The sequence below is a fragment of the Streptomyces apocyni genome (genome assembly GCF_009739465.1).
GTDB lineage: Bacteria > Actinomycetota > Actinomycetes > Streptomycetales > Streptomycetaceae > Streptomyces > Streptomyces apocyni.
The window spans coordinates 85,476-104,771 of the sequence record NZ_WHOM01000062.1 but is presented as its reverse complement, the minus strand read 5'-3'; the positions used below and the strand labels follow the sequence as shown (position 1 = coordinate 104,771).

The window sequence follows — 19,296 nt, the reverse complement described above, 5'->3', positions numbered from 1 at the left end:
CGGTAACGGCTGCCGTCCGCGCTTACGTGTCTGCCTTGGCTTTCGCTTCGGCTTTCCCTCCGGCTTTCGCTTCGGCATTCGCGTCAGCTTGCGCGTCGGCTTTCGCGTCGGCCTCCGCCAGCGAGTCCATCGCCCCGGACAGCCGCTCCAGCACCCGCACCGTCTCCGCGAACTCCGCCGCCCCCAGCTCCGCGGCCAGCCGCCGCGCCAGCTCCGCGTGGCCGGGTGCGATCCGCGCGATCGCCGCGCGGCCCTCGTCGGTCGGGGTGAGCAGCTTGGCGCGGCGGTGCGCCGGGTTGGGGACGTACGCGGCGAGCCCCTTGCCGACGAGCAGATCGGCGATGCGCTGCACACTCTGCCGGGTGATACCCATCGCGCGGGCGATCCCCGCGACGGTCCCCGGCTCATGCAGTACGGCGCCGAGCACCTGCCACCACGCGGCGGTCAGGCCCGCGGGCCGGGCCAGCCGCTCGGATACGGCCAGGAACTGCCCGTTCAGCCGGAAGACACCGAGCGCGGTCCGGCTGAGGGCCTCGCCTTCCTTCACTGGGCTGCCGCCTCCCGCTCCGTCTGGGCCGCCGCGAGGATCTCGTACGCCGTCGCGTCCGAGTCGTGGAACAGCCGGTACCAGGCGTCCAGCACCTCGCCCTCGTACACCCCGAGCCGCGCGAGGATCTCGCGGGCGAACGCGACCGGCTCGGTCCCGCCCGCCGTGATCAGGTCGCCGTCGGTCACGGCGTCCGTCTCGACGTACTGTTCGCCGCCCTTGTAGCCGGTGGCCGCCAGGTAGAAGGAGACGTTGCTCGTGTGCGGCCGGTCGTCGAGCAGTCCCTCGCGGGCCAGTCCCGCGGTGGCGCCGCAGATCGCGGCGGCCGGGACGCCCGCGTCGAGGAAGGTGCGGGCCAGCCGGGCGAAGGGCAGGAGCGCGTCGCCCTCATCGCTGTCCCACAAGTCGGCCCCGGTGAGGATCAACAGCGCCGCGTCCTCGGGGCGTACGTCCGCGATCGCGAGGTCGGGCTGGACGTGCAGCCCGCCGATGGTGGTGACCGGGTCGAGGCTCAGTCCGACCGTACGGATCTGATAGCCGCCGCGGGCGAGCTCGGCGGTGGCGTGCCCCGACTCCCAGTCGGCGTAGGTGTCGTAGACGGCGACGTACACGGTCTTGCGGTGGGCGTTGCTCATGATGGCTGCCTTCCGTATCCCCGATATCCCCGATATCCCCGATGTGATGTAAGCATGCTGTCAAATAGACAGCATGCTGTCAAGAGAGAGTGGGTGCGGCGGGCGCGACATGGCCCGACACTGTGTCGGGCGACGACACGGCACCGCAGACAGGGCGCCGATGTTTTGTCCGCATCCCGGACGCTTACCCTCGCGCCATGACCCCTCATCGCGTTCCCGTCGGCCCTGCCGATCCCGCTGACCCCGCGAAAGGCGCAGCCGTCAAGGCCGCCGACCGCGCGCATGTCTTCCACTCCTGGTCCGCTCAGGAGCTGATCGATCCGCTCGCCGTGGCCGGTGCCGAGGGCGTGCACTTCTGGGACTACGAGGGCAACCGCTACCTCGACTTCACCAGCGGCCTCGTCTACACCAACATCGGCTACCAGCACCCCAAGGTCGTCGCCGCGGTGCAGGAGCAGGCCGCGAAGATGACCACCTTCGCGCCCGCCTTCGCCATCGACGTACGCTCCGAGGCCGCGCGGCTGATCGCCGAGCGGACCCCCGGCGACCTCGACAAGATCTTCTTCACCAACGGCGGCGCCGAGGCCGTCGAGAACGCCGCCCGGATGGCCAGGCTGCACACCGGCCGTCCCAAGATCCTCAGCGCCTACCGCTCGTACCACGGCGCGACCTCCACCGCGATCAGCCTGACCGGCGACCCCCGGCGCTGGGCCTCGGACACGGGCGCCTCCGGCGTCGTCCGCTTCTGGGCGCCGTTCCTCTACCGCTCGGCGTTCTACGCGACCACCGAGGCCGAGGAGTGTGAGCGCGCACTCACCCACCTCGAGGACATCATCGCCTTCGACGGTCCGGGCTCGTTCGCCGCGATCATCCTGGAGTCGGTGCCGGGCACGGCCGGGATCATGGTCCCGCCGCCGGGCTACCTGGCCGGAGTACGGGAGATCTGCGACCGGTACGGCATCCTGCTCATCCTGGACGAGGTGATGTCGGGCTTCGGGCGCACCGGCGAGTGGTTCGCCGCCGACCACTTCGACGTCGTCCCCGACCTCCTCACCTTCGCCAAGGGCGTCAACTCCGGGTACGTCCCGCTGGGCGGCGTGGCGATCTCGCCCGCCATCGCGGAGACGTTCGCCAGGAAGCCGTACCCCGGCGGACTCACCTACTCCGGCCATCCGCTCGCCTGCGCGGCCGCGGTCGCCACGATCAACGTGATGGAGGAGGAGGGTGTCGTCGCGCACGCCGCGCACCTGGGCGCCCACGTCATCGGCCCTGGGCTGCGGGAGCTCGCCGCGCGCCACCCGTCGGTGGGCGAGGTGCGCGGCCTCGGCGCGTTCTGGGCCCTGGAGCTCGTACGGAACCGGGAGACCCGCGAGCCACTGGTCCCGTACAACGCGACGGGCGAGGCGAACGCCCCGATGGCGGCCTTCGCGGCGGCCTGCAAGCGCGGGGGTCTGTGGCCGTTCGTGAACATGAACCGCACGCATGTGGTCCCCGCGTGCAACATCACGGAGTCGGAGGCGAAGGAGGGCCTGTTCCTGTTGGACGAGGCCCTGTCGGTAGCGGACGAACACGTCGCGTAGCCAGCGGCCACCGTAGGCGGGGCGGGCCGGGACGGGCCGGGGCAGGTCGGGGCGGGGCAGGCGGGGCGGGGGGCAGGACCCCGCCCCGCCCCGGCCACGTAGGCTGACCATTCAGCCAGCCACCAGCGCCACCAGAGCGCCACCGGCGCCACCAGCCAGCCACCCGGCGAGAGGGGGACACCTTGCGCGCCACCGACCGAACCGCCACCACCAGCCCCGGTGTCACCCGCAACACCCTCCGCCAGCAACTGGCCGACGCCCTCCGCGACGAAATCCTCGCCGGACGCCTCCACCCCGGCCAGGAATTCACGGTCAAGGAGATCGCCGAGCAGTACGGAGTCTCCGCGACCCCCGTCCGCGAGGCCCTGGTGGACCTCTCCGCGCAGGGCCTGCTCGACTCCGTCCAGCACCGCGGCTTCCGCGTACACGAGTACTCCGTAGCCGACTACCGCAGCATGGTCGAGGCCCGCCGACTCGTCGCCGAGGCGATCTTCCGAGGCATCGCCGAACGCGGCCCCGCCGACACCGGCGACCAGCTCGCCTCCGTCCGCCGCCGGGCCCTGGAGGCCCAGCGCGCGGCCACGGTCGGCGACCTGGATGTCCTGGTCGGCTACGACCTCAGCTTCTGGCGCGAACTGAGCTCCCTCTTCGGCAACCCGTACCTGACCAACTTCCTGCATCGCCTACGCATCCAGGCCTGGTCCTACGTTGTCCCCCACCTGCGCCGCGCCCCCGACCTCACCGGCCGCCTCTGGAACGGCCACACCGAACTGGTAGACGCCGTACTCCGCCGTGACGCCCTCACCGCGTCCGCCCTGGTCACGACGTACAACAACCACGCTCTCACCCTGGCCGAAGAACTCTCCACCTAGCGCGGCCCAAGCCCAGCCCCAGCCCACGTAGCTCCGCTGCCCTGACCACGCAGACAGAAGGCGACCCCTGTGAGTTCCGACGCGCCCTGGCCCGGCACTGGCCACCAGCCCGAGCCCGAGCACCACCCCCACCCCCATCCGCACCCGCACTCGCACCCTCCGCATGCCGCCGAACAACCAGGCTGGCAGGGCTGGACGTTGCCCTCAGCGTCCCAACTGCCTCCGCCGGGGCCCGCTCCCCGGCCCGGGCCGGTTCGGGCGCCGTCCGGGTCCCACTACCACGAACTGGGGCGTAACGGGCATGGCGGCAGGTTCGCGTGGCTGGGCGAACTGCTGGCCGTCCTGGGGCTGTTCGTGGTGGGAGTGCTGGGTGTCTTCGTGGTCGGGGCCGTCATCGCGGCCGTGCTGGACGTCCAGGCCGCATCGGACAGCGATGCGATCTTCGCGGACCCGCTCGCGGAGCTGGCGTTCCTGCTGATCGTCATCGTGGTCGGGCTTCCCGTGGTCCTCGTCGGTGCCCGGCTGTTGGGTAACCGGCCGTTCGGCACGGTCTCGTCGGTGGCTGGCCGGTTGCGCTGGGGTTGGCTGGGGCGTTGTGCCGCGGTGGCCTTTCCGCTGATCGTCCTCCAGATCGGTTTGCTGGTCGCGTGGACCTGGAACTCCGAACCGCTGGCGGAGGAGGGGCAAGGCTTCCCGGGCTGGTCCGAGTTCGTCCTGAGCCTGGCCGTGCTGGGCGCGCTGGTGCCGTTCCAGGCCGCCGCCGAGGAGTACGTGTTCCGGGGCTGGCTGGTCCAGGTGATCGGCCGGGCCGTGCGTTCCCCGTGGCCGGGCATTGTGGTGGCGTCGCTGCTGTTCGCCACCGCTCACGGTTTCGGCGAACTCTCCGGCTTCGCCTTGCTGCTGTACTCGGCGCTGTGGTGGGGCTGGCTGGTGATCCGTACCGGTGGCTTGGAGGCGGTGATCGCCTTGCACGTCGCCAACAACCTAGTGGCCTTCGGCCTGGTGGCCGCGGTCGGTGACCTCTCCAGCAGTGAGACGGCGGCTGACGCGCCGTGGCAGGCGCTGGTCCTCGAGCTTGTCTTCGCCCCGCTCTACTGCCTGATGATCGCGCGGCTGGCGGACCGCCGGGCCGTGGCCCAGCGGAGTGCGTGAGGACTAAGAGGAGTAAGAGGACTGCCGTTTGAACGCGCTGTGCGCGGGGGCAGATGGGTGGGGTGGGGGCGGACTACGCTGCACACACTGCTTGTTGCACTCCGCTCAGCCGAAGTGAGGAGTTCCCTTGGCCTGTGACCTGTGGCTTGTCCCCCTGGTCGATGTGCTGTGCCACAGCGCGGACAACCCCTTCGCCGAGGAGCTCGCGCTCTACGACAAGGCGTTGGGTGACGCCGGTCTGCCCCCTGTGCCCGTCTACGCGTACATGCCTGGCCTCTCTGGGGACGTCGCCCCCGTTGCGGGCTTCGACTACGACGCGCTGCATTTCCTGCGCCGTGCGTACCTCCTCCAGATCTGTGGCCTCCCCGTCACCCCCGTAGACGAACTCGGCGGTGACTACGAACAGCTCCTGGAGATGTTCGAGACCACGGCCCAGCAGTCGCATCTGGTCTGGCACTACGACCACGCGGGCGCGTACGTCCCGGTCGAGTTCCCGCACCCGCTCTCCAACGACGAACTCCTCGCGGGCGGCGGCCCGCTCGGCTCCTCGCACACCCTCCTGCGTGAGCTGGAGTACGTGGGCCCCGCGATCGGCATCGACCCGGCCAACCCGCCGGTGGCCCCGGCCCCGCCCTCCGGCCCGACATCCCTGGAAGAACCCGCGGCCACACCCCCGTACGACGACAACCCCTTCGCCCGCGAGCGCCACGTCTGGCTGGGCCTGCACGCGGCGGCGACGCGCAGTCTGGCTCAGGGCTCGATGGTCGTCTTCAGCTGACCGGGCGCGGTGGCCCGTGGGCGGCGGCCCGTAGGCGGCGGCTGTAGCGGTATAACCGGGTCATGATCTATCACGTCGTGCCGCGCGCCGAATGGAGTGCCCTGTCCGGCCAGCCCTACGCCCCCGCCTCGCTCACGGAGGAGGGCTTCGTCCACTGCTCGCCCGACGAGGCCACCACGCTGGCCGTCGTCAACGCCTTCTACCGCACCGCCCCGAGACCGCTGCTGGCGCTGCTCCTCGACGCGTCCCGGCTCACCGCCAGGCTGGAATGGGAGGCGGCGGCCCCCACCCCGCCGCCCGGGGTCGCCGAGGACGTTCTGTTCCCGCATGTGTTCGGGCCCCTCAATCCCGACGCCGTCGCGCGGACCCTGGAGGTCCAGTGGGACGAGGAGGGCCGGGCGACGGGGCTGAGGGACGTGGGCTGAGCATGCCCCACCGGGCGGCGTTTACATCAGGGTGACGTCAGTCCACCTTCGGGCCGCTGACGTACGTGCCGTTCTCGTCGAAGGGCCAGGCGTTGGCAACGCAGCCGCGCAGCCCCTTGATCTGCTGCATCATGGCGGGTGCCAGGCGGCCGGGGCCACCGCAGGTCAGGTGACCGTGGCCGAGGCGGTGGCCCACCTCGTGGTTGATGATCAGCGCGCGATACTCGGAGAGTGGTCCGTCGAACTTCGGCGAGCCCAGCATCCAGCGTTTGAGGTTCACGACGACCGACGTACGGACCGCGCAGTTGACCTCGCCGCCGGTGTCCAGCCCGTACTCCCCGCACAGGCGGTCCACCGTGGCGGGAGTGGCGATCTTGACCTGGAAGTCGGTGGGGCCGGAGGTGACCAGTTGGAAGGCGCGGGCGCCCTTGGCGGTCCAGCCTTGCGGATGCCCGAGTATGGCGGCGACCTCCCGCGCGGCCCGGTCGGCGGAGAGCGAGCTGCCGTCCTCGACGTCGACGCGGTAGCGCCAGATCTTGCCGCTCCCGGCTATGGCACCCGAGGCGGAACCGGTGGAGAACGTGCCGCGGCCGGTGTCGGGGACGACGGGGGAGCGCGTGGTCTGGGTGCTGGGCCCGGACGGTGATGGCTCCGCCGGTGTCGCCGCCAGGGCGGAGCCCGGCCGCGACGGGGCCACCATGGGCCGCCCCTCGGCACTGCGGTCATCGGGCAGCAGCGCGAGGGCGAAGGAGCCAAGACCGACCATCGCCACGCTGGTCGCCAGAACACGGCCGGGGCCTATGCGGCCCCCACGTATTCGGCGCCCGCTGTTCTCTCTACCGGCCCGCCGCGCGCCGGTCACGACGCGGCGGTGGATACGGATGTGTACACGGCTACGGTCAACAAAAGGTCCCCCCTCGAACAAATACCCCCGCGGCAGTCTATTGCCGCCAGGGAAACAGGGGGCCAAAGGGGGCGTAAGTGCCGCCAGGCTCACTCTCCGCCGCCTCTAACGCGCCTCCGGTGGGCGCTGGCGGGGCATGTTCGGGCGGGTTCCTGGCTGGAGGGGGAAGCGGCCCGGGGGTGGTGGCGGGTCCGTGCGGGGGGCGCCCGGGACCGCGGACTGCATCACCAGGGGCGTGGGACCGGAGCGGAATTCCACCATCCAGTCCGTCGTCTCGGAGCGGACCAGGTCCGTTACGTCCTCGGTGAAGCGGCGCAGTACTCCAAGGCAGCGCTCGGCCGCCTCGCTGGCCGTGCCGTCCGTCGGGCCCAGCACCTCGCGCACGCTCTCCGACGCCCAGTCGAACTGGAGGACCTGGAGTCGCCGCTGCACCGCCTGGGCCGTCGCCACATCCCGTATCCACCCGGAGGTGAGCCCGAAGTACCGGTCGCAGCCCATGCAGGCCACCGCCAGCAGGAGGAACAGATAGCCCCAGGTGGCGGCGCCGTTCACCGCCCCGGTCAGGTCGAGCAGCGGCAGCGCGGCCCCGGCGACCGCGCCCAGCGCCGTACCGGCGCGGAGTGCCCGCGCGCCCCGGCGCTTCCAGGTGCGGTCGTGCAGATACCACTCGGCGGTGCGCAGGGCGCCCGCCTCCACCCAGCGGTACAGCTCGTCCAGGCGCGCGGCGGGCTGGCCCCAGTCGCCGAGCGGAAACGGCCGCCCGGTGAGATCATGGCGCCGCGCGGCCGCCGCCCGTGCTGCCGGGTCTCCGCCTCCGCCCGCCCCCTGCCCGCCCGGAGGCGGCACCTCGGGCTGCATCTCCGGCTGGCTCACCCGGCACTCCCTCGACTGATACGGACTGGCACCACCTTCCTACCGCCCAATGGGTGGCCATGAGGCCGGTTTCATGGCCTTTACCCCCGGAAGTGGCCCTTGATCAGGTATAGGGCGTGAGGGGAACTCACTCGAAAGAGTGCTAGAGCGGACGGCTCCCTGAACACGTAGGCTCGTGTCGTCAGATACATCGATGACCTCGACGACCGAGACCAGGAGCTGATCGTGATTCCCGGTGGTGGCCAGCCCAATATGCAACAGCTGCTCCAGCAGGCTCAGCAGATGCAACAGGATCTCGCTCGGGCGCAGGAGGAACTGGCGCAGACAGAGGTCGACGGGCAGGCGGGCGGCGGTCTGGTCAAGGCCACCGTCACCGGCTCGGGCGAGCTGCGCGGCCTGGTGATCGACCCCAAGGCAGTCGACCCGCAGGACACCGAGACCCTGGCCGACCTCGTCGTCGCCGCGGTCCAGGCGGCGAACGAGAACGCCCAGGTGCTCCAGCAGCAGAAGCTCGGCCCGCTCGCCCAGGGCCTGGGCGGCGGCGGTGGCATCCCGGGTCTCCCGTTCTGAATCGCCGGACCGGTGTCTTCTGAAGACCGGGGTTCGGCAACTACCGTACGTACCACCTGAACAACCAGGCAGATAGTCGAACCGAAGCAGAGCAGACAGCTCCAGAACGGCAGCACCTGAGCAGCCAGCAGGGGCGCTGTCCCAGGAAAGGCAGTCCGTTGTACGAAGGCGTGGTCCAGGACCTCATCGACGAGTTGGGCAGGCTGCCCGGCGTCGGTCCCAAGAGCGCGCAGCGGATCGCCTTCCACATCCTGCAGGCCGAGCCGACCGACGTCCGCCGCCTCGCGCACGCACTCCTCGAGGTCAAGGACAAGGTCCGCTTCTGCGCGGTCTGCGGCAATGTCGCGCAGGAGGAGCACTGCGGCGTCTGCCGTGACCCTCGCCGCGACCCAGCGATCATCTGCGTGGTCGAGGAGCCGAAGGACGTCGTCGCCATCGAGCGCACCCGGGAGTTCCGTGGCCGGTACCACGTCCTGGGCGGGGCGATCAGCCCGATCGAGGGCGTGGGTCCGGACGATCTCCGTATACGGGAACTGCTGTCCCGGCTCGCGGACGGCACCGTCAGCGAGCTGATTCTGGCCACCGACCCGAATCTCGAGGGCGAGGCCACGGCCACGTACCTCGCTCGCATGATCAAGCCGATGGGCCTCAAGGTCACCCGCCTGGCCAGCGGACTCCCTGTCGGGGGAGATTTGGAGTATGCCGACGAGGTCACGCTGGGCCGTGCCTTCGAAGGGAGACGACTTCTCGATGTCTGACACGCCTGCCACCCCTGGCACACCGGAACCCACTGGCACCGCTGGCGCCACTGGCATGCCCCTCGCCGATGCCTCCGGCGCGCCCGGCGACGCGCCGCGCAAGGTGCACGAGTCGCTGCTGGACCCGGACGACTTCGCGGTCCAGATCGCCGACCAGGTCGAGAGCTTCATCGTCGCCGTCACGGAGGTCGCCAGGGGCGACGAGCCGGACTCCGCGGTCCCCTTCCTCCTTCTGGAGGTCTCACAACTCCTCCTTGCTGGTGGCCGGTTGGGTGCCCACGCGGACATCCTCCCGGACGAGCGGTACGAACCCGACCTCGGACCCGAGGCCGATGTCGACGAGCTCCGCGAACGCCTGGCGCTGCTCCTCGACCCGGTCGACGTGTACTCGGAGGTCTTCGACCCCTACGAGCCACGCAAGGCTCCGGTCGCCTGCCGGATCTCGGACGACCTGGCCGATGTCATCACCGACCTGCGCCACGGCATGGCCCACTACCGCGCGGGCCGCACCGCCGAGGCCCTGTGGTGGTGGCAGTTCTCGTACTTCTCCAACTGGGGCGCCACCGCGTCCGCGTCCCTGCGCGCCCTCCAGTCCCTGGTCGCCCATGTCCGTCTGGACCAGCCCCTGCAGGAGCTGGACGGACTGGACACCGACCAGGACCTGGCTGGAGAAGAGGAACTGGCCGAGGAAGCGGGCCGCGTCATGGCCGAGGAACTGGCAGCGCCACTGGGCCTCCGTCCCGCCCGCTGAGGCATCGGTACGCCTCCGCCCGGTGACGCGTCAGGCCTGCTGGGGCTCAGGCTTCCGCTGCTGCCGCGTGCCCTTCCAGTACGTCCAGAGCAGGGACGACCAGCCCCAGATGCCAAGCAGTGCCACAGCGACCCTGACCCAGAACCAGACGGACGTCGGGTCGGGGCTGCTGAGGATGTCGTAGACGAACCAGCAGTACATGACGCCGACCAGGACCTGGCCGCCTATCAGCGCGCGTGCGGCGCGCTTGGGCCGGTCAGGGCCTTCGGCGAGCCGCAGGGCGTAGATCTCGGGCGCCCCGAACTCCTCCGCCGCGCTACCGCCTGACGCCTGGAGATGGTCGCGGGCCTCGGCGAGGCACTGCCGTACCGCCCGTGGGGACAGTCCGTGCCGCCCGCGGAGCAGACCCGCCAGACGTGCCAGCCAGGCCTCGTCGTCGGTCCGGGGTATGACCGCCGTCGCCCGCCGGCCCGCGAACCAGCGCCCCGCGGTCCGCTCTGGCAGGCGCCACCCCACGACCCACAGCACCGCCCCGACGGCGAACAGCGACGGTGCGGGCACCGATACCTGTGGGCCGGGTGGCAGCACGGTGAACCCAGTGGCACACGCCAGGACCAGGACCGGCGCACAGCCGATGGCGACCCAGGACGCGCGCAGCCGTCCCGCCGCGCGGAGCTCGGGCACGACGCCGAGCACCAGCACGACGACCACCCCGAGCAGCACCGAGGCGATCCCCGACGGCCAGCCGACCGAGATCCAGAAGCCCTTGCTGAGCCACAGGACTATGCCGAACAAGACCGCCTTGAAGCCCGCCACCAGCAGGGCCCCGGTGAAGCGGCCGCCTGGTGTGAATCCGTGGAGGTCAACGGTGCTGCGATGGGTCTCGCCCACCCGCTCGGCCGCCACCGTCGCGGCGTACTCGATGGGGTCGCCGAGGAGTTCACGGACCGGCGCCCCTGACTCGACGGCCGTTTCATGGGCCTCCGCCAGGACTTGTTCCGCCAGGCCCTTGGGTGCGCTGTGCCCCCAGGCGAGGGTGAGCTCGAACTCGGCCGCCCACTTCTTGTCATCAGCGGTCGGCCAGGTCAGTTCCCGCTGCTGTTGGTCATCGGCTGTGTGCTTCACCTGTTTCCCCCGTTCCCCCTGTCGCCGCCAGGCTGGTCACCACGGCGTCGAACTCCTGCCAGGCGCGGTACTCGATGGTCAGTCGCTCCCGCCCGGCGTCGGTCAGGCTGTAGTACTTGCGCCCCGGGCCGCCTTCGCCCGCGCTCCAGCGGATCTCGACGGCGCCCTCTTCTTCCAGTCTGTTCAGCGCGGGATAGAGCGTCGCCGCCTTGGCCGACGTCAGACCGGCCTCGCTGAGCTGTTGCAGCAGCGCGTAGCCGTAGCTCTCACCCCGCTCCAGCATCCCGAGCAGGCACAGAGGCAGCGCCGCCCGTAGCCATGCCGAGCTGAACTCGGACACTCCGCCCCCTTCTCGGTCGGTTGCTTTCTCTACTTCAGCGACTAGTTGTGATTTCAGAGTAGTGGAGGTATCGAACCTTGTCCACGAGCGTCATCACAACGAGTGAGTCCCGGTCGCGGCCACGACGGGTGTGAGCACGGCCACTTTCCGGAGTGGCTGGCTCCGAAGGGGGAAGGTGCAGATCTGGAGCGGGTCGGAGCCATCCGGGATGATCACTTCGTGAGCGTCACATCTCACGATGTGATAGAAGCGGGTCGGAAACCGGCCGCTCGTTAGACTGAGCCGACCGCAGAACGTATTGAGCTAGGAGCGCACGTGGGCCTTGTCGTGCAGAAGTACGGAGGCTCCTCCGTAGCCGATGCCGAGGGCATCAAGCGGGTTGCCAAGCGCATCGTTGAGGCTAAGAAGAACGGCAACCAGGTGGTTGCCGTGGTCTCCGCGATGGGCGACTCGACGGACGAGCTGATCGATCTCGCAGAGCAGGTGTCACCGATCCCTGCCGGGCGCGAGCTCGACATGCTGCTGACCGCGGGAGAGCGGATCTCCATGGCCCTGCTGGCCATGGCGATCAAAAACCTGGGCCACGAGGCCCAGTCGTTCACCGGTAGCCAGGCAGGTGTCATCACCGACTCGGTCCACAACAAGGCGCGCATCATCGATGTCACGCCGGGCCGCATCCGCACCTCGGTGGACGAGGGGAACGTGGCCATCGTCGCCGGGTTCCAGGGCGTGTCCCAGGACAGCAAGGACATCACCACGCTGGGCCGCGGCGGCTCGGACACCACCGCCGTCGCACTGGCGGCCGCCCTCGACGCCGATGTCTGCGAGATCTACACCGACGTGGACGGCGTTTTCACCGCCGACCCGCGCGTGGTGAAGAAGGCTCGTAAGATTGACTGGATCTCGTTCGAGGACATGCTGGAGCTCGCCGCCTCCGGCTCCAAGGTGCTGCTGCACCGGTGCGTGGAGTACGCACGCCGTTACAACATTCCGATCCACGTCCGCTCGTCCTTCTCGGGGCTGCAAGGCACCTGGGTCAGCAACGAACCGCCCGTAAGCAAGCAAGGGGACCAGCAGGTGGAGCACGCGATCATCTCCGGAGTCGCCCACGACGTATCCGAGGCCAAGGTCACGGTCGTCGGCGTTCCGGACAAGCCGGGCGAGGCCGCGGCGATCTTCCGCGCCATCGCGGATGCCGAGATCAACATCGACATGGTCGTACAGAACGTGTCGGCGGCGGCCACCAGCCTGACCGACATCTCCTTCACGCTGCCGAAGTCGGAGGGCCGTAAGGCCACCACCGCGCTGGAGAAGATCAAGGCGTCCGTCGGATACGACTCGCTGCGTTACGACGACCAGATCGGCAAGATCTCGCTGGTCGGCGCGGGGATGAAGACCAACCCGGGCGTCACCGCGCAGTTCTTCGAGGCGCTGAGCGACGCGGGCGTGAACATCGAGCTGATCTCGACCTCCGAGATCCGCATCTCGGTCATCACCCGCGAGGACGATGTCGTGGAGGGCCTGCGGGCCGTGCACAGCTCGTTCGGTCTGGACAGCGAATCCGACGAGGCCGTGGTCTATGGAGGCACCGGCCGATGACCGATAACCGGTCCGCCCCGACGCTCGCTGTCGTCGGGGCGACCGGCGCGGTCGGCACGGTCATGCTCCAGATCCTGTCCCAGCACGCGGACATCTGGGGCGAGATCCGGCTGATCGCCTCGCCGCGTTCCGTGGGCAGGAAGCTGGCGGTGCGCGGCGAAGAGGTCGAGGTGATCGCCCTCACCGAGGACGCCTTCGACGGCGTCGACGTCGCGATGTTCGACGTACCGGACGACGTCTCCGCCCAGTGGGCACCGATCGCCGCCGCCAAGGGCGCGGTGGTCGTGGACAACTCCGCGGCGTTCCGGATGGACCCGGATGTGCCGCTGGTGGTACCTGAGGTCAATCCGCATGCGGCACGGGTCCGCCCGCGCGGCATCGTGGCCAACCCCAACTGCACCACCCTGTCGATGATCGTGGCGGTCGGCGCGCTGCACGCCGAGTTCGGGCTGCGCGAGCTGGTCGTCTCCTCGTATCAGGCCGTGAGTGGAGCGGGCCGGGCTGGCGTGGACGCGCTGCGTGAGCAGCTCGAGCTGGTCGCCGGTACGGAACTGGGGACGACACCCGGCGACGTACGACGCGCCGTCGGCGACAACACCGGGCCCTTCCCCGAGCCGATCGCGCTCAACGTCGTGCCCTGGACCGGATCGCTCCAGGAGGACGGCTGGTCGTCCGAGGAGCTCAAGGTGCGTAACGAGTCCCGGAAGATCCTGGGGCTGCCGGGGCTGAAGGTGTCCGTGACCTGTGTCCGGGTTCCGGTGGTCACCACGCACTCGCTGACCGTCCACGCTCGCTTCGAGAGCGAGGTGACGGTGGACCGCGCGCACGAGATTCTTTCCACCGCGCCCGGTGTCGTCCTGTTCGACAATCCGGCCGCCGGTGAGTTCCCGACGCCCGCCGATGTGGTGGGCACCGACCCGACGTGGGTGGGGCGGGTACGGCGGTCGCTCGACGATCCCACGGCCGTCGAGCTCTTCGTATGCGGGGACAATCTGCGCAAGGGCGCGGCGCTCAACACCGCCCAGATCGCCGAGCTGGTAGCTGCCGAGCTCGGCTGAGCGACGCCCCGGCCGGTGCCCGGCTGGTGCCCGGTCCGTGCCTTGCCGGTACCTGACCGGGCTGGTCGGCGGGCTGTGACCCCGGCCTCAAATGAATCCTAGAGACCCCTGACGGATTCGTTTGTAGGATTCGCGAGTCGCGGGCCTTGATTTCAATGGTCTAGTCCACTTGAACTTGATCGTTGGTCCGGTCGATGATTCTCTCCCCGTCCCGCGCAACCATGCGCGAGGCGGGGAGCGTCTTTGCGGTCGCCCTTCCAAGGTGCCGTGGCGAACAACGCATGATCGCGGTAGAGGGGTGGGGTACGTAATGACGGCATGTGAGGTGACGCCACATGGGGGGTCCGGCGCAAAAACGCTGCCAGGTGCGTACAACCCTGACGGGGGGACGTGTGTCCAACAGGCGTGGCAGAGGTTCTGGAGTTCCCGATGGCGCGGGTCGGCGGCGCGGCCGTGCGCCCGCAGTCCCCGCCCCGCACGGCCAAGACCCGGGTGCGGGCGGCTGGCGGCGGTGGCATGCCGGTGATCGCGCCCATGCCCGCGTCGCGGCCCGGCCAGATACCGTCCCCGCACGCGAGCGCTGAGGGCGCCATGGCGGTGGGCACCACAGTCGACCACCTCACCGAGACCTACCGCGCCCACTACCGCTCACTGCTCGGCCTCGCCGCCCTGCTCCTGGACGACACCGCCTCCTGCGAGGACGTCGTTCAGGAGGCCTTCATCCGAGTGCACTCCGCACGCAAGCGGGTGCGCGAACCCGAGAAGACGCTGGCCTACCTACGGCAGACCGTGGTGAACCTCTCCCGGTCCGCGCTGCGCCGCCGCATTCTCGGCCTCAAGCTGCTCTCCAAGCCGATGCCGGACATGGCGAGCGCGGAAGAGGGCGCGTATGACCTGATGGAGCGCGAAGAGCTGATCAAGGCGCTGCGCGGTCTGCAGCGCCGCCAGCGCGAAGTGATCGTCCTGCGATACTTCCAGGACATGACGGAGGCTCAGGTCTCCGAGGTGCTGGGGATTTCCGTCGGTTCGGTGAAGGCGTACGGCTCCCGGGGGATCGCGGCGCTGCGCGTCGCCATGGGGGCGACGACATGAGCGGCGGTACGGGCGGCGACGAGCGACCTGAGGGGCGTGCCGAGCACGATCCGTACGATCCGCATGAGCGACAACGGCGACACGAGCGACAGCAGCGACATGGGCGATTTGGGCGGTACGGGCGCGATGGTCATGAAGACCGTGGGAACGATCAGCACGGCGAGGGCTGGGCAGTGAGCAACGGACCTCAGGAGACTCCTCGCGGCGAGTCCGGCGGCCCTTCGGAGCTGAGTGAGCCGGGCGGGCCGAGCGGCCTGGGGCCGGACGAGCTGGCCCTGCGGCGGCTGCTGCACGAGGCCGTCCAGCAGGTCGAACCGTCCGAGGGCGCCCTGGACCACCTGAGGCGGGCGGTACCCGCGCGCCGGGCGCGTAAGCGGCAGGCTCTCGTCGGCGCGGCAGCGGCGGCGCTCTTCCTCGGTACGGCCATCCCGGCGCTGATTCATGTCACCGACTCCCCGTCGGGGTCGTCCACCGCCAACCCCTCCGCGGTCGGCCACAGCTCGTCGGTCCCCGGTGGTTCGGGCGAGAGCCAGGAGTCGGGCGCGCCCACGGTCGGGGGCAGCGCGAGCCAGGGCCAGGACGCGGGGGACCAGGCCCAGGACGGCGGCAAGGGCAAGGACAAGGACGGGCAAGACAAGGACAGCAAGGAGAAGGGCAAGGGCGACCAGGACGACGACAAGGACGAGCCGGGCGAGGGCTCGTCCAGCGGCGCCGCCCAGCCCGCTGAGTCCGAGGCCTCCTCCGTGTCCACCTGCATCGCGGGCCAGTTGGGTAACGCGACGGCGAACAGCGGTGAGCCCGGCGAGACCGGCAAGGTCTACGGCGCCTTCCAGATCACCAACGTCTCCGACAGCTCCTGTGCGGTCGGCGGTGACGGCAGCCTGGTGTTCACGGCGCGCGGTCAGGCCGACCCGGAGAAGATCAGCGTGACGGACCACCAGGCGGGCGGTGTGGCTACCAGGCTGCCGGACCCGCCGCAGGAGCGTAGTCGGCTGGTTCTCCAGCCGGGTGCGTCGTTCCGGGTGGAGTTCGGGTGGGTGCCTTCGCAGAGCTGCCCGAGCCCGGACCCCTCGCCCGACCCGTCACCCACGGACGACGACTCCGCTGACGTCACCGGTGGTGCCGACGGCGAGAGTGGTGGCGGTGGCGGTACGGAGCAGAGCGGTACGGAGGCCCAGCTCGCCGGGGACGCGGACGTGGAATCGGGCCGGGTACGGCTCACCTACACCGCGGAGCCCGGTTCGCCGAGCCTGGAGACGACGATCCCCAACGCCTGCGCTGGCACGATCTACCGCACGGGCGTGCTGGGAGCGTCCTAGCTGGGGCGTCCCGGCGGGGCGACCCGGCGGGACGGCGGGGCGGCGGTGCGGGATCAGGGCGCGACGACGCGTCCGGTCGGCGTGTCCTGCGCTTGCTCCCGCTCCTGCTCCGGCTGCTGCGCTTGCTCCGGCTGCTCGCGGAGCTGGTCGTCTTCCGTGGTCAGGCCCAGCTCCGCGTCTCTGGCGGACTCGACCTCGCGCCGGACGAGCCGGAACCACATGAAGAGGACGAACCCGGCGAAGATGAACCACTCGCCGGTGTAGCCCAGGTTCTGGAAGGCCTTGATGTCCAGGCCGCTGCCCTTCGGCGCGGTCGGCGGCACCACCGTCATCCCGCCCTCGGCCTTCTCCACGGTGACCCAGGCGTCGTACACGTCATACGGCAGCAGGTTCACCAGTGTCGCCGCGCTGATCGCCCCGAGCTGGCCTTCAGGCAGCCCCTGCGCCGGACGTACGCCCCCGGCGCCCGTCGACTCGGAGGCCTGTAGCGCACCCGTCACCGTGGCCGCGCCCTCGGGCGGCGCGGGTACCTTCGCCTTGGCCGGGTCTCCGGGCAGCCAGCCGCGTACGACGGGCAGGGCCTTGCCACCGTCGGTCTTCAGCAGCCCCAGGACGTAGAACCCGTCCTTGCCGTCCAGCCGTCGGTCCGGCACCAGCAGCTGCCTGTCCCAGGTGCCGTGCGCGGTGGTCCGCTTCCCCGAGGTCTCCCGGTCCACCGGCAGGAGTTCGGCCAGTGGCCTGGCCTGCTCGCGGGCCGCGGCCTCGGTCTGGCGCTCGGCGTTGCGGTGGTTGTCGACGCGGTCCTCGAACCGGCCGAGCTGCCAGGACCCCATGAGCACACAGAAGGGGATGGCCAGCCCGACGAAGAGGTTGATGCCCCACCATCGCGGAGTCAGCAGAAACCGGTACACCCCACCCACGGTACGGGCCCCCGCGACGCCTGAGCGCCGCAGGGGGTGTCTGGGCGCCCCGCCCCGTCCTGTCGCATCCCCTCGCGTCCCGTCGCGTCCCCTCGCGTCCCGGCCGGGCGGAGGCCGGGGGCCGGGGCTACTTGGCCGCCAGCCAGCGCTCCGCGAAGTCGATCTCCAGCTTGACCTGCTTGATCCGCTCCTCCACGACGAGCGAACCGTGCCCCGCGTCATAGCGGTACACCTCGTGCGCGGCCCCGCGCTCGGCCAGCCGGTCCACGTAGTTCTCGACCTGCCGGATCGGGCAGCGCGGGTCGTTGACCCCCGCCGAGATATAGACCGGGGCCCGGACCTGGTCCACATACGTCAGTGGCGACGACGCCGCGAAGCGCTCCGGTACTTCCTCGGGCGTGCCGCCCAGAAGCGTCCGGTCCATCGCCTTCAGCGCCTCCATCTCGTCGTGGTACGCCGTCACATAGTCCGCGACCGGTACCGCCGCGAGCCCGAGCGCCCAGACGTCCGGCTGGGTGCCGAGGCCGAGCAGCGTGAGATAGCCGCCCCAGGAGCCTCCGGCGAGCACCAGCTTCGCCGGGTCGGCGAGCCCGGAGGTGACGGCCCACTCGCGCACCGCCGCGATGTCCTCAAGCTCGATCAGCCCGACCCGGTGCTTGAGGGCGTCCGTCCACTCCCGGCCGTACCCCGTGGAGCCGCGGTAGTTGACGCGCACCACCGCGTAGCCGTGGTCCACCCACGCGGCGGGCCCGGACGCGAAGGAGTCGCTGTCGTGCCAGGTCGGACCGCCGTGGATCTCGAACACACAGGGGTACGGGCCCTCACCCGCGGGCTTCTGCACCAGCGCGTGGATACGCCCGCCAGGCCCCTCGACCCAGGCGTCCTCGACCGGCACGGATTCCGGCGCCTTCATCCCTGGCGGGTCGAGTACGGTCCGGCCGGTCGTGGAGCGGACCTGCGGGGGCTGCGCCGCGGACGACCACAGGTACTCGACCGTGCCGCCAGGCCGCGCGGTCGCGCCCGACACCGAACCCACCGGCGTCTCGACCCGGACCAGCTCGCGGGAGGCGAAGTCGTAGCGCCACAGGTCGCCGCGCGCCTCGAAGCTGTGCCCGATGAGCAGCCCGGAGCCGTCCGGATACCACTCGGCGCTCACATCGCCCGGCAGATCGAGCGCGAGCTCCGTCTCGGCGCCCGTCGCCACGTCCCACACCATGGGCTCCCAGCGGCCCCGCCGCTGGTGGGCGACGAGCAGCCGGGTGTCGCCGTCCACCGGAGCGAAGCCGAGCACGTCCAGGCCCAGCTCCTTCGTGCCGCCCTTGGTGTCGTCCAGCTCGGCCACCGTGGTGCCGTCGAGCGTGACGACGCGCAGCGCGGAGTGCATCGCGTCGCCGTGCTCGGTGTGCTCCAGTGCGATCAGGGCGCCGTCGTGCGACAGGTCGCCTACTCCGGCCGACTCCCGGTGGCGGTAGATCTCGGTGGGGGCCGTACCGTCGCGTACGACATGGACGGTCGAGCCCTCGTCGTCGGTCGAGCGGCCCACGACCACCGGGCCCGAAGCCCGCCCGATCGCGAGACCGGCCGGGTACGAGGGGTCCAGGCCCGGCACCGCGGGCTCGTCGGCGCCGCCCTCGAAGGGCTGGCGCATCCAGACGCCGAACTCGTCCCCGTCCTTGTCGTTGAACCACCAGATCCAGGCGCCGTCGGGCGAGAGCGTGCCATCCGTCGTGCCGTTCGGCCGGTCGGTGACCTGGCGCTGCTCGCCGGTCGCCCGGTCCCATGCGTACAGCTCGAACGTACCCGTCGCGTTGGAGACGAACAGCGAGCGGTCCGGTGCGTCCTGCGCCCACTCGGGCAGTGACACACGCGGCGCTCTGAAGCGCTTCTCCCAGTCCGGCATCTCAGCAGTCATGGACCCCATAGTGCACGCCAGCGCGGACATTCCGTCGGCGAGGTCCCCCAGCCTGTGGATAACTCCCGACTGGACGGCGATTGTCA

At 70.4% G+C, this 19,296-nt stretch carries 21 protein-coding genes; 13 read left to right on the top strand and 8 right to left on the bottom strand.

Annotation, left to right across the window (positions count from 1 at the left end; all coding sequences use genetic code 11):
* Positions 1-22: 22 nt before the first annotated feature.
* Both GCN81_RS18055 and GCN81_RS18050 read right to left on the bottom strand, forming a co-directional pair.
* Positions 23-547: a MarR family winged helix-turn-helix transcriptional regulator gene (locus GCN81_RS18055; RefSeq protein WP_156725667.1), complete on the bottom strand. Its 525-nt coding sequence runs from the start codon at positions 545-547 to the stop codon at positions 23-25.
* The gene (locus GCN81_RS18050) at positions 544-1,182 is read right to left on the bottom strand and encodes a type 1 glutamine amidotransferase family protein (protein WP_156725666.1); all 639 of its coding nucleotides are present in this window, start codon (positions 1,180-1,182) and stop codon (positions 544-546) included. Before GCN81_RS18050 ends, GCN81_RS18055 begins: the two co-directional genes overlap by 4 nt.
* Before the next feature lie 197 nt (positions 1,183-1,379).
* On the opposite strand from GCN81_RS18050, the gene GCN81_RS18045 reads away from it, so the two are divergent.
* The 5 genes from GCN81_RS18045 to GCN81_RS18025 all read left to right on the top strand — a co-directional run bounded on the left by GCN81_RS18045 (position 1,380) and on the right by GCN81_RS18025 (position 5,989).
* Complete coding sequence (locus GCN81_RS18045; protein WP_156725665.1) at positions 1,380-2,762, top strand: aspartate aminotransferase family protein; 1,383 nt, start codon at positions 1,380-1,382, stop codon at positions 2,760-2,762.
* A 182-nt stretch (positions 2,763-2,944) separates the two neighbouring features.
* Positions 2,945-3,634 carry a GntR family transcriptional regulator gene (locus GCN81_RS18040; protein WP_156725664.1) on the top strand — a complete coding sequence of 230 codons (690 nt, stop codon included), beginning with the start codon at positions 2,945-2,947 and terminating at the stop codon, positions 3,632-3,634.
* A 198-nt stretch (positions 3,635-3,832) separates the two neighbouring features.
* Positions 3,833-4,786: a CPBP family intramembrane glutamic endopeptidase gene (locus GCN81_RS18035; protein WP_407697984.1), complete on the top strand. Its 954-nt coding sequence runs from the start codon at positions 3,833-3,835 to the stop codon at positions 4,784-4,786.
* Positions 4,787-4,913: 127 nt separating this feature from the next.
* Positions 4,914-5,564 carry a hypothetical protein gene (locus tag GCN81_RS18030; RefSeq protein ID WP_156725663.1) on the top strand — a complete coding sequence of 217 codons (651 nt, stop codon included), beginning with the start codon at positions 4,914-4,916 and terminating at the stop codon, positions 5,562-5,564.
* A gap of 62 nt (positions 5,565-5,626) precedes the next feature.
* On the top strand, positions 5,627-5,989 hold the full coding sequence (locus GCN81_RS18025; RefSeq protein WP_156725662.1) for a DUF952 domain-containing protein: 363 nt from the start codon (positions 5,627-5,629) through the stop codon (positions 5,987-5,989).
* Between the two features lie 37 nt (positions 5,990-6,026).
* Here GCN81_RS18025 and GCN81_RS18020 read toward each other — a convergent pair whose 3' ends face one another.
* The gene (locus tag GCN81_RS18020) at positions 6,027-6,851 is read right to left on the bottom strand and encodes a DUF3152 domain-containing protein (protein ID WP_231626806.1); all 825 of its coding nucleotides are present in this window, start codon (positions 6,849-6,851) and stop codon (positions 6,027-6,029) included.
* A gap of 147 nt (positions 6,852-6,998) precedes the next feature.
* Positions 6,999-7,751: an SLATT domain-containing protein gene (locus GCN81_RS18015; protein WP_156725772.1), complete on the bottom strand. Its 753-nt coding sequence runs from the start codon at positions 7,749-7,751 to the stop codon at positions 6,999-7,001.
* Positions 7,752-7,991: 240 nt separating this feature from the next.
* On the opposite strand from GCN81_RS18015, the gene GCN81_RS18010 reads away from it, so the two are divergent.
* The 3 genes from GCN81_RS18010 (at position 7,992) to GCN81_RS18000 (ending at position 9,845) form a co-directional block, all read left to right on the top strand.
* Entirely contained in the window at positions 7,992-8,336 is a 345-nt protein-coding gene (locus GCN81_RS18010) for a YbaB/EbfC family nucleoid-associated protein (protein ID WP_156725661.1), read from the top strand.
* 158 nt (positions 8,337-8,494) lie between these two features.
* Positions 8,495-9,094, top strand: a complete 600-nt coding sequence (gene recR, locus GCN81_RS18005; RefSeq protein ID WP_156725660.1) for a recombination mediator RecR — start codon at positions 8,495-8,497, stop codon at positions 9,092-9,094.
* A 55-nt stretch (positions 9,095-9,149) separates the two neighbouring features.
* Positions 9,150-9,845 (top strand): DUF5063 domain-containing protein, encoded by a 696-nt coding sequence (locus GCN81_RS18000; protein WP_156725771.1) that lies wholly within the window; start codon positions 9,150-9,152, stop codon positions 9,843-9,845.
* Between the two features lie 30 nt (positions 9,846-9,875).
* Here the strand turns inward: GCN81_RS18000 and GCN81_RS17995 are convergent, their stop codons facing one another.
* Both GCN81_RS17995 and GCN81_RS17990 read right to left on the bottom strand, forming a co-directional pair.
* A complete protein-coding gene (locus tag GCN81_RS17995; protein ID WP_156725659.1) occupies positions 9,876-10,970 on the bottom strand; it encodes a hypothetical protein in 1,095 nt (364 codons plus the stop codon).
* Positions 10,951-11,310: a PadR family transcriptional regulator gene (locus GCN81_RS17990; RefSeq protein ID WP_231626803.1), complete on the bottom strand. Its 360-nt coding sequence runs from the start codon at positions 11,308-11,310 to the stop codon at positions 10,951-10,953. The genes GCN81_RS17995 and GCN81_RS17990 overlap by 20 nt, the downstream gene beginning before the upstream one ends.
* Positions 11,311-11,625: 315 nt before the next feature.
* On the opposite strand from GCN81_RS17990, the gene GCN81_RS17985 reads away from it, so the two are divergent.
* The 5 genes from GCN81_RS17985 to GCN81_RS17965 all read left to right on the top strand — a co-directional run bounded on the left by GCN81_RS17985 (position 11,626) and on the right by GCN81_RS17965 (position 16,378).
* The gene (locus tag GCN81_RS17985; RefSeq protein ID WP_156725658.1) at positions 11,626-12,909 is read left to right on the top strand and encodes an aspartate kinase; all 1,284 of its coding nucleotides are present in this window, start codon (positions 11,626-11,628) and stop codon (positions 12,907-12,909) included.
* Positions 12,906-13,967 carry an aspartate-semialdehyde dehydrogenase gene (locus GCN81_RS17980; RefSeq protein WP_156725657.1) on the top strand — a complete coding sequence of 354 codons (1,062 nt, stop codon included), beginning with the start codon at positions 12,906-12,908 and terminating at the stop codon, positions 13,965-13,967. Before GCN81_RS17985 ends, GCN81_RS17980 begins: the two co-directional genes overlap by 4 nt.
* 405 nt (positions 13,968-14,372) lie before the next feature.
* Positions 14,373-15,059 carry a SigE family RNA polymerase sigma factor gene (locus GCN81_RS17975; RefSeq protein ID WP_231626802.1) on the top strand — a complete coding sequence of 229 codons (687 nt, stop codon included), beginning with the start codon at positions 14,373-14,375 and terminating at the stop codon, positions 15,057-15,059.
* A 36-nt stretch (positions 15,060-15,095) separates the two neighbouring features.
* Positions 15,096-15,236, top strand: a complete 141-nt coding sequence (locus GCN81_RS17970) for a hypothetical protein (RefSeq protein WP_156725656.1) — start codon at positions 15,096-15,098, stop codon at positions 15,234-15,236.
* Positions 15,233-16,378 (top strand): hypothetical protein, encoded by a 1,146-nt coding sequence (locus GCN81_RS17965; protein ID WP_231626801.1) that lies wholly within the window; start codon positions 15,233-15,235, stop codon positions 16,376-16,378. The genes GCN81_RS17970 and GCN81_RS17965 overlap by 4 nt, the downstream gene beginning before the upstream one ends.
* A 53-nt stretch (positions 16,379-16,431) precedes the next feature.
* On the opposite strand, the gene GCN81_RS17960 is transcribed toward GCN81_RS17965, so the two are convergent.
* Both GCN81_RS17960 and GCN81_RS17955 read right to left on the bottom strand, forming a co-directional pair.
* Positions 16,432-17,289, bottom strand: a complete 858-nt coding sequence (locus tag GCN81_RS17960; protein ID WP_156725655.1) for an SURF1 family protein — start codon at positions 17,287-17,289, stop codon at positions 16,432-16,434.
* 136 nt (positions 17,290-17,425) lie between these two features.
* On the bottom strand, positions 17,426-19,210 hold the full coding sequence (locus tag GCN81_RS17955; protein ID WP_231626800.1) for a S9 family peptidase: 1,785 nt from the start codon (positions 19,208-19,210) through the stop codon (positions 17,426-17,428).
* Positions 19,211-19,296 lie beyond the last annotated feature (86 nt).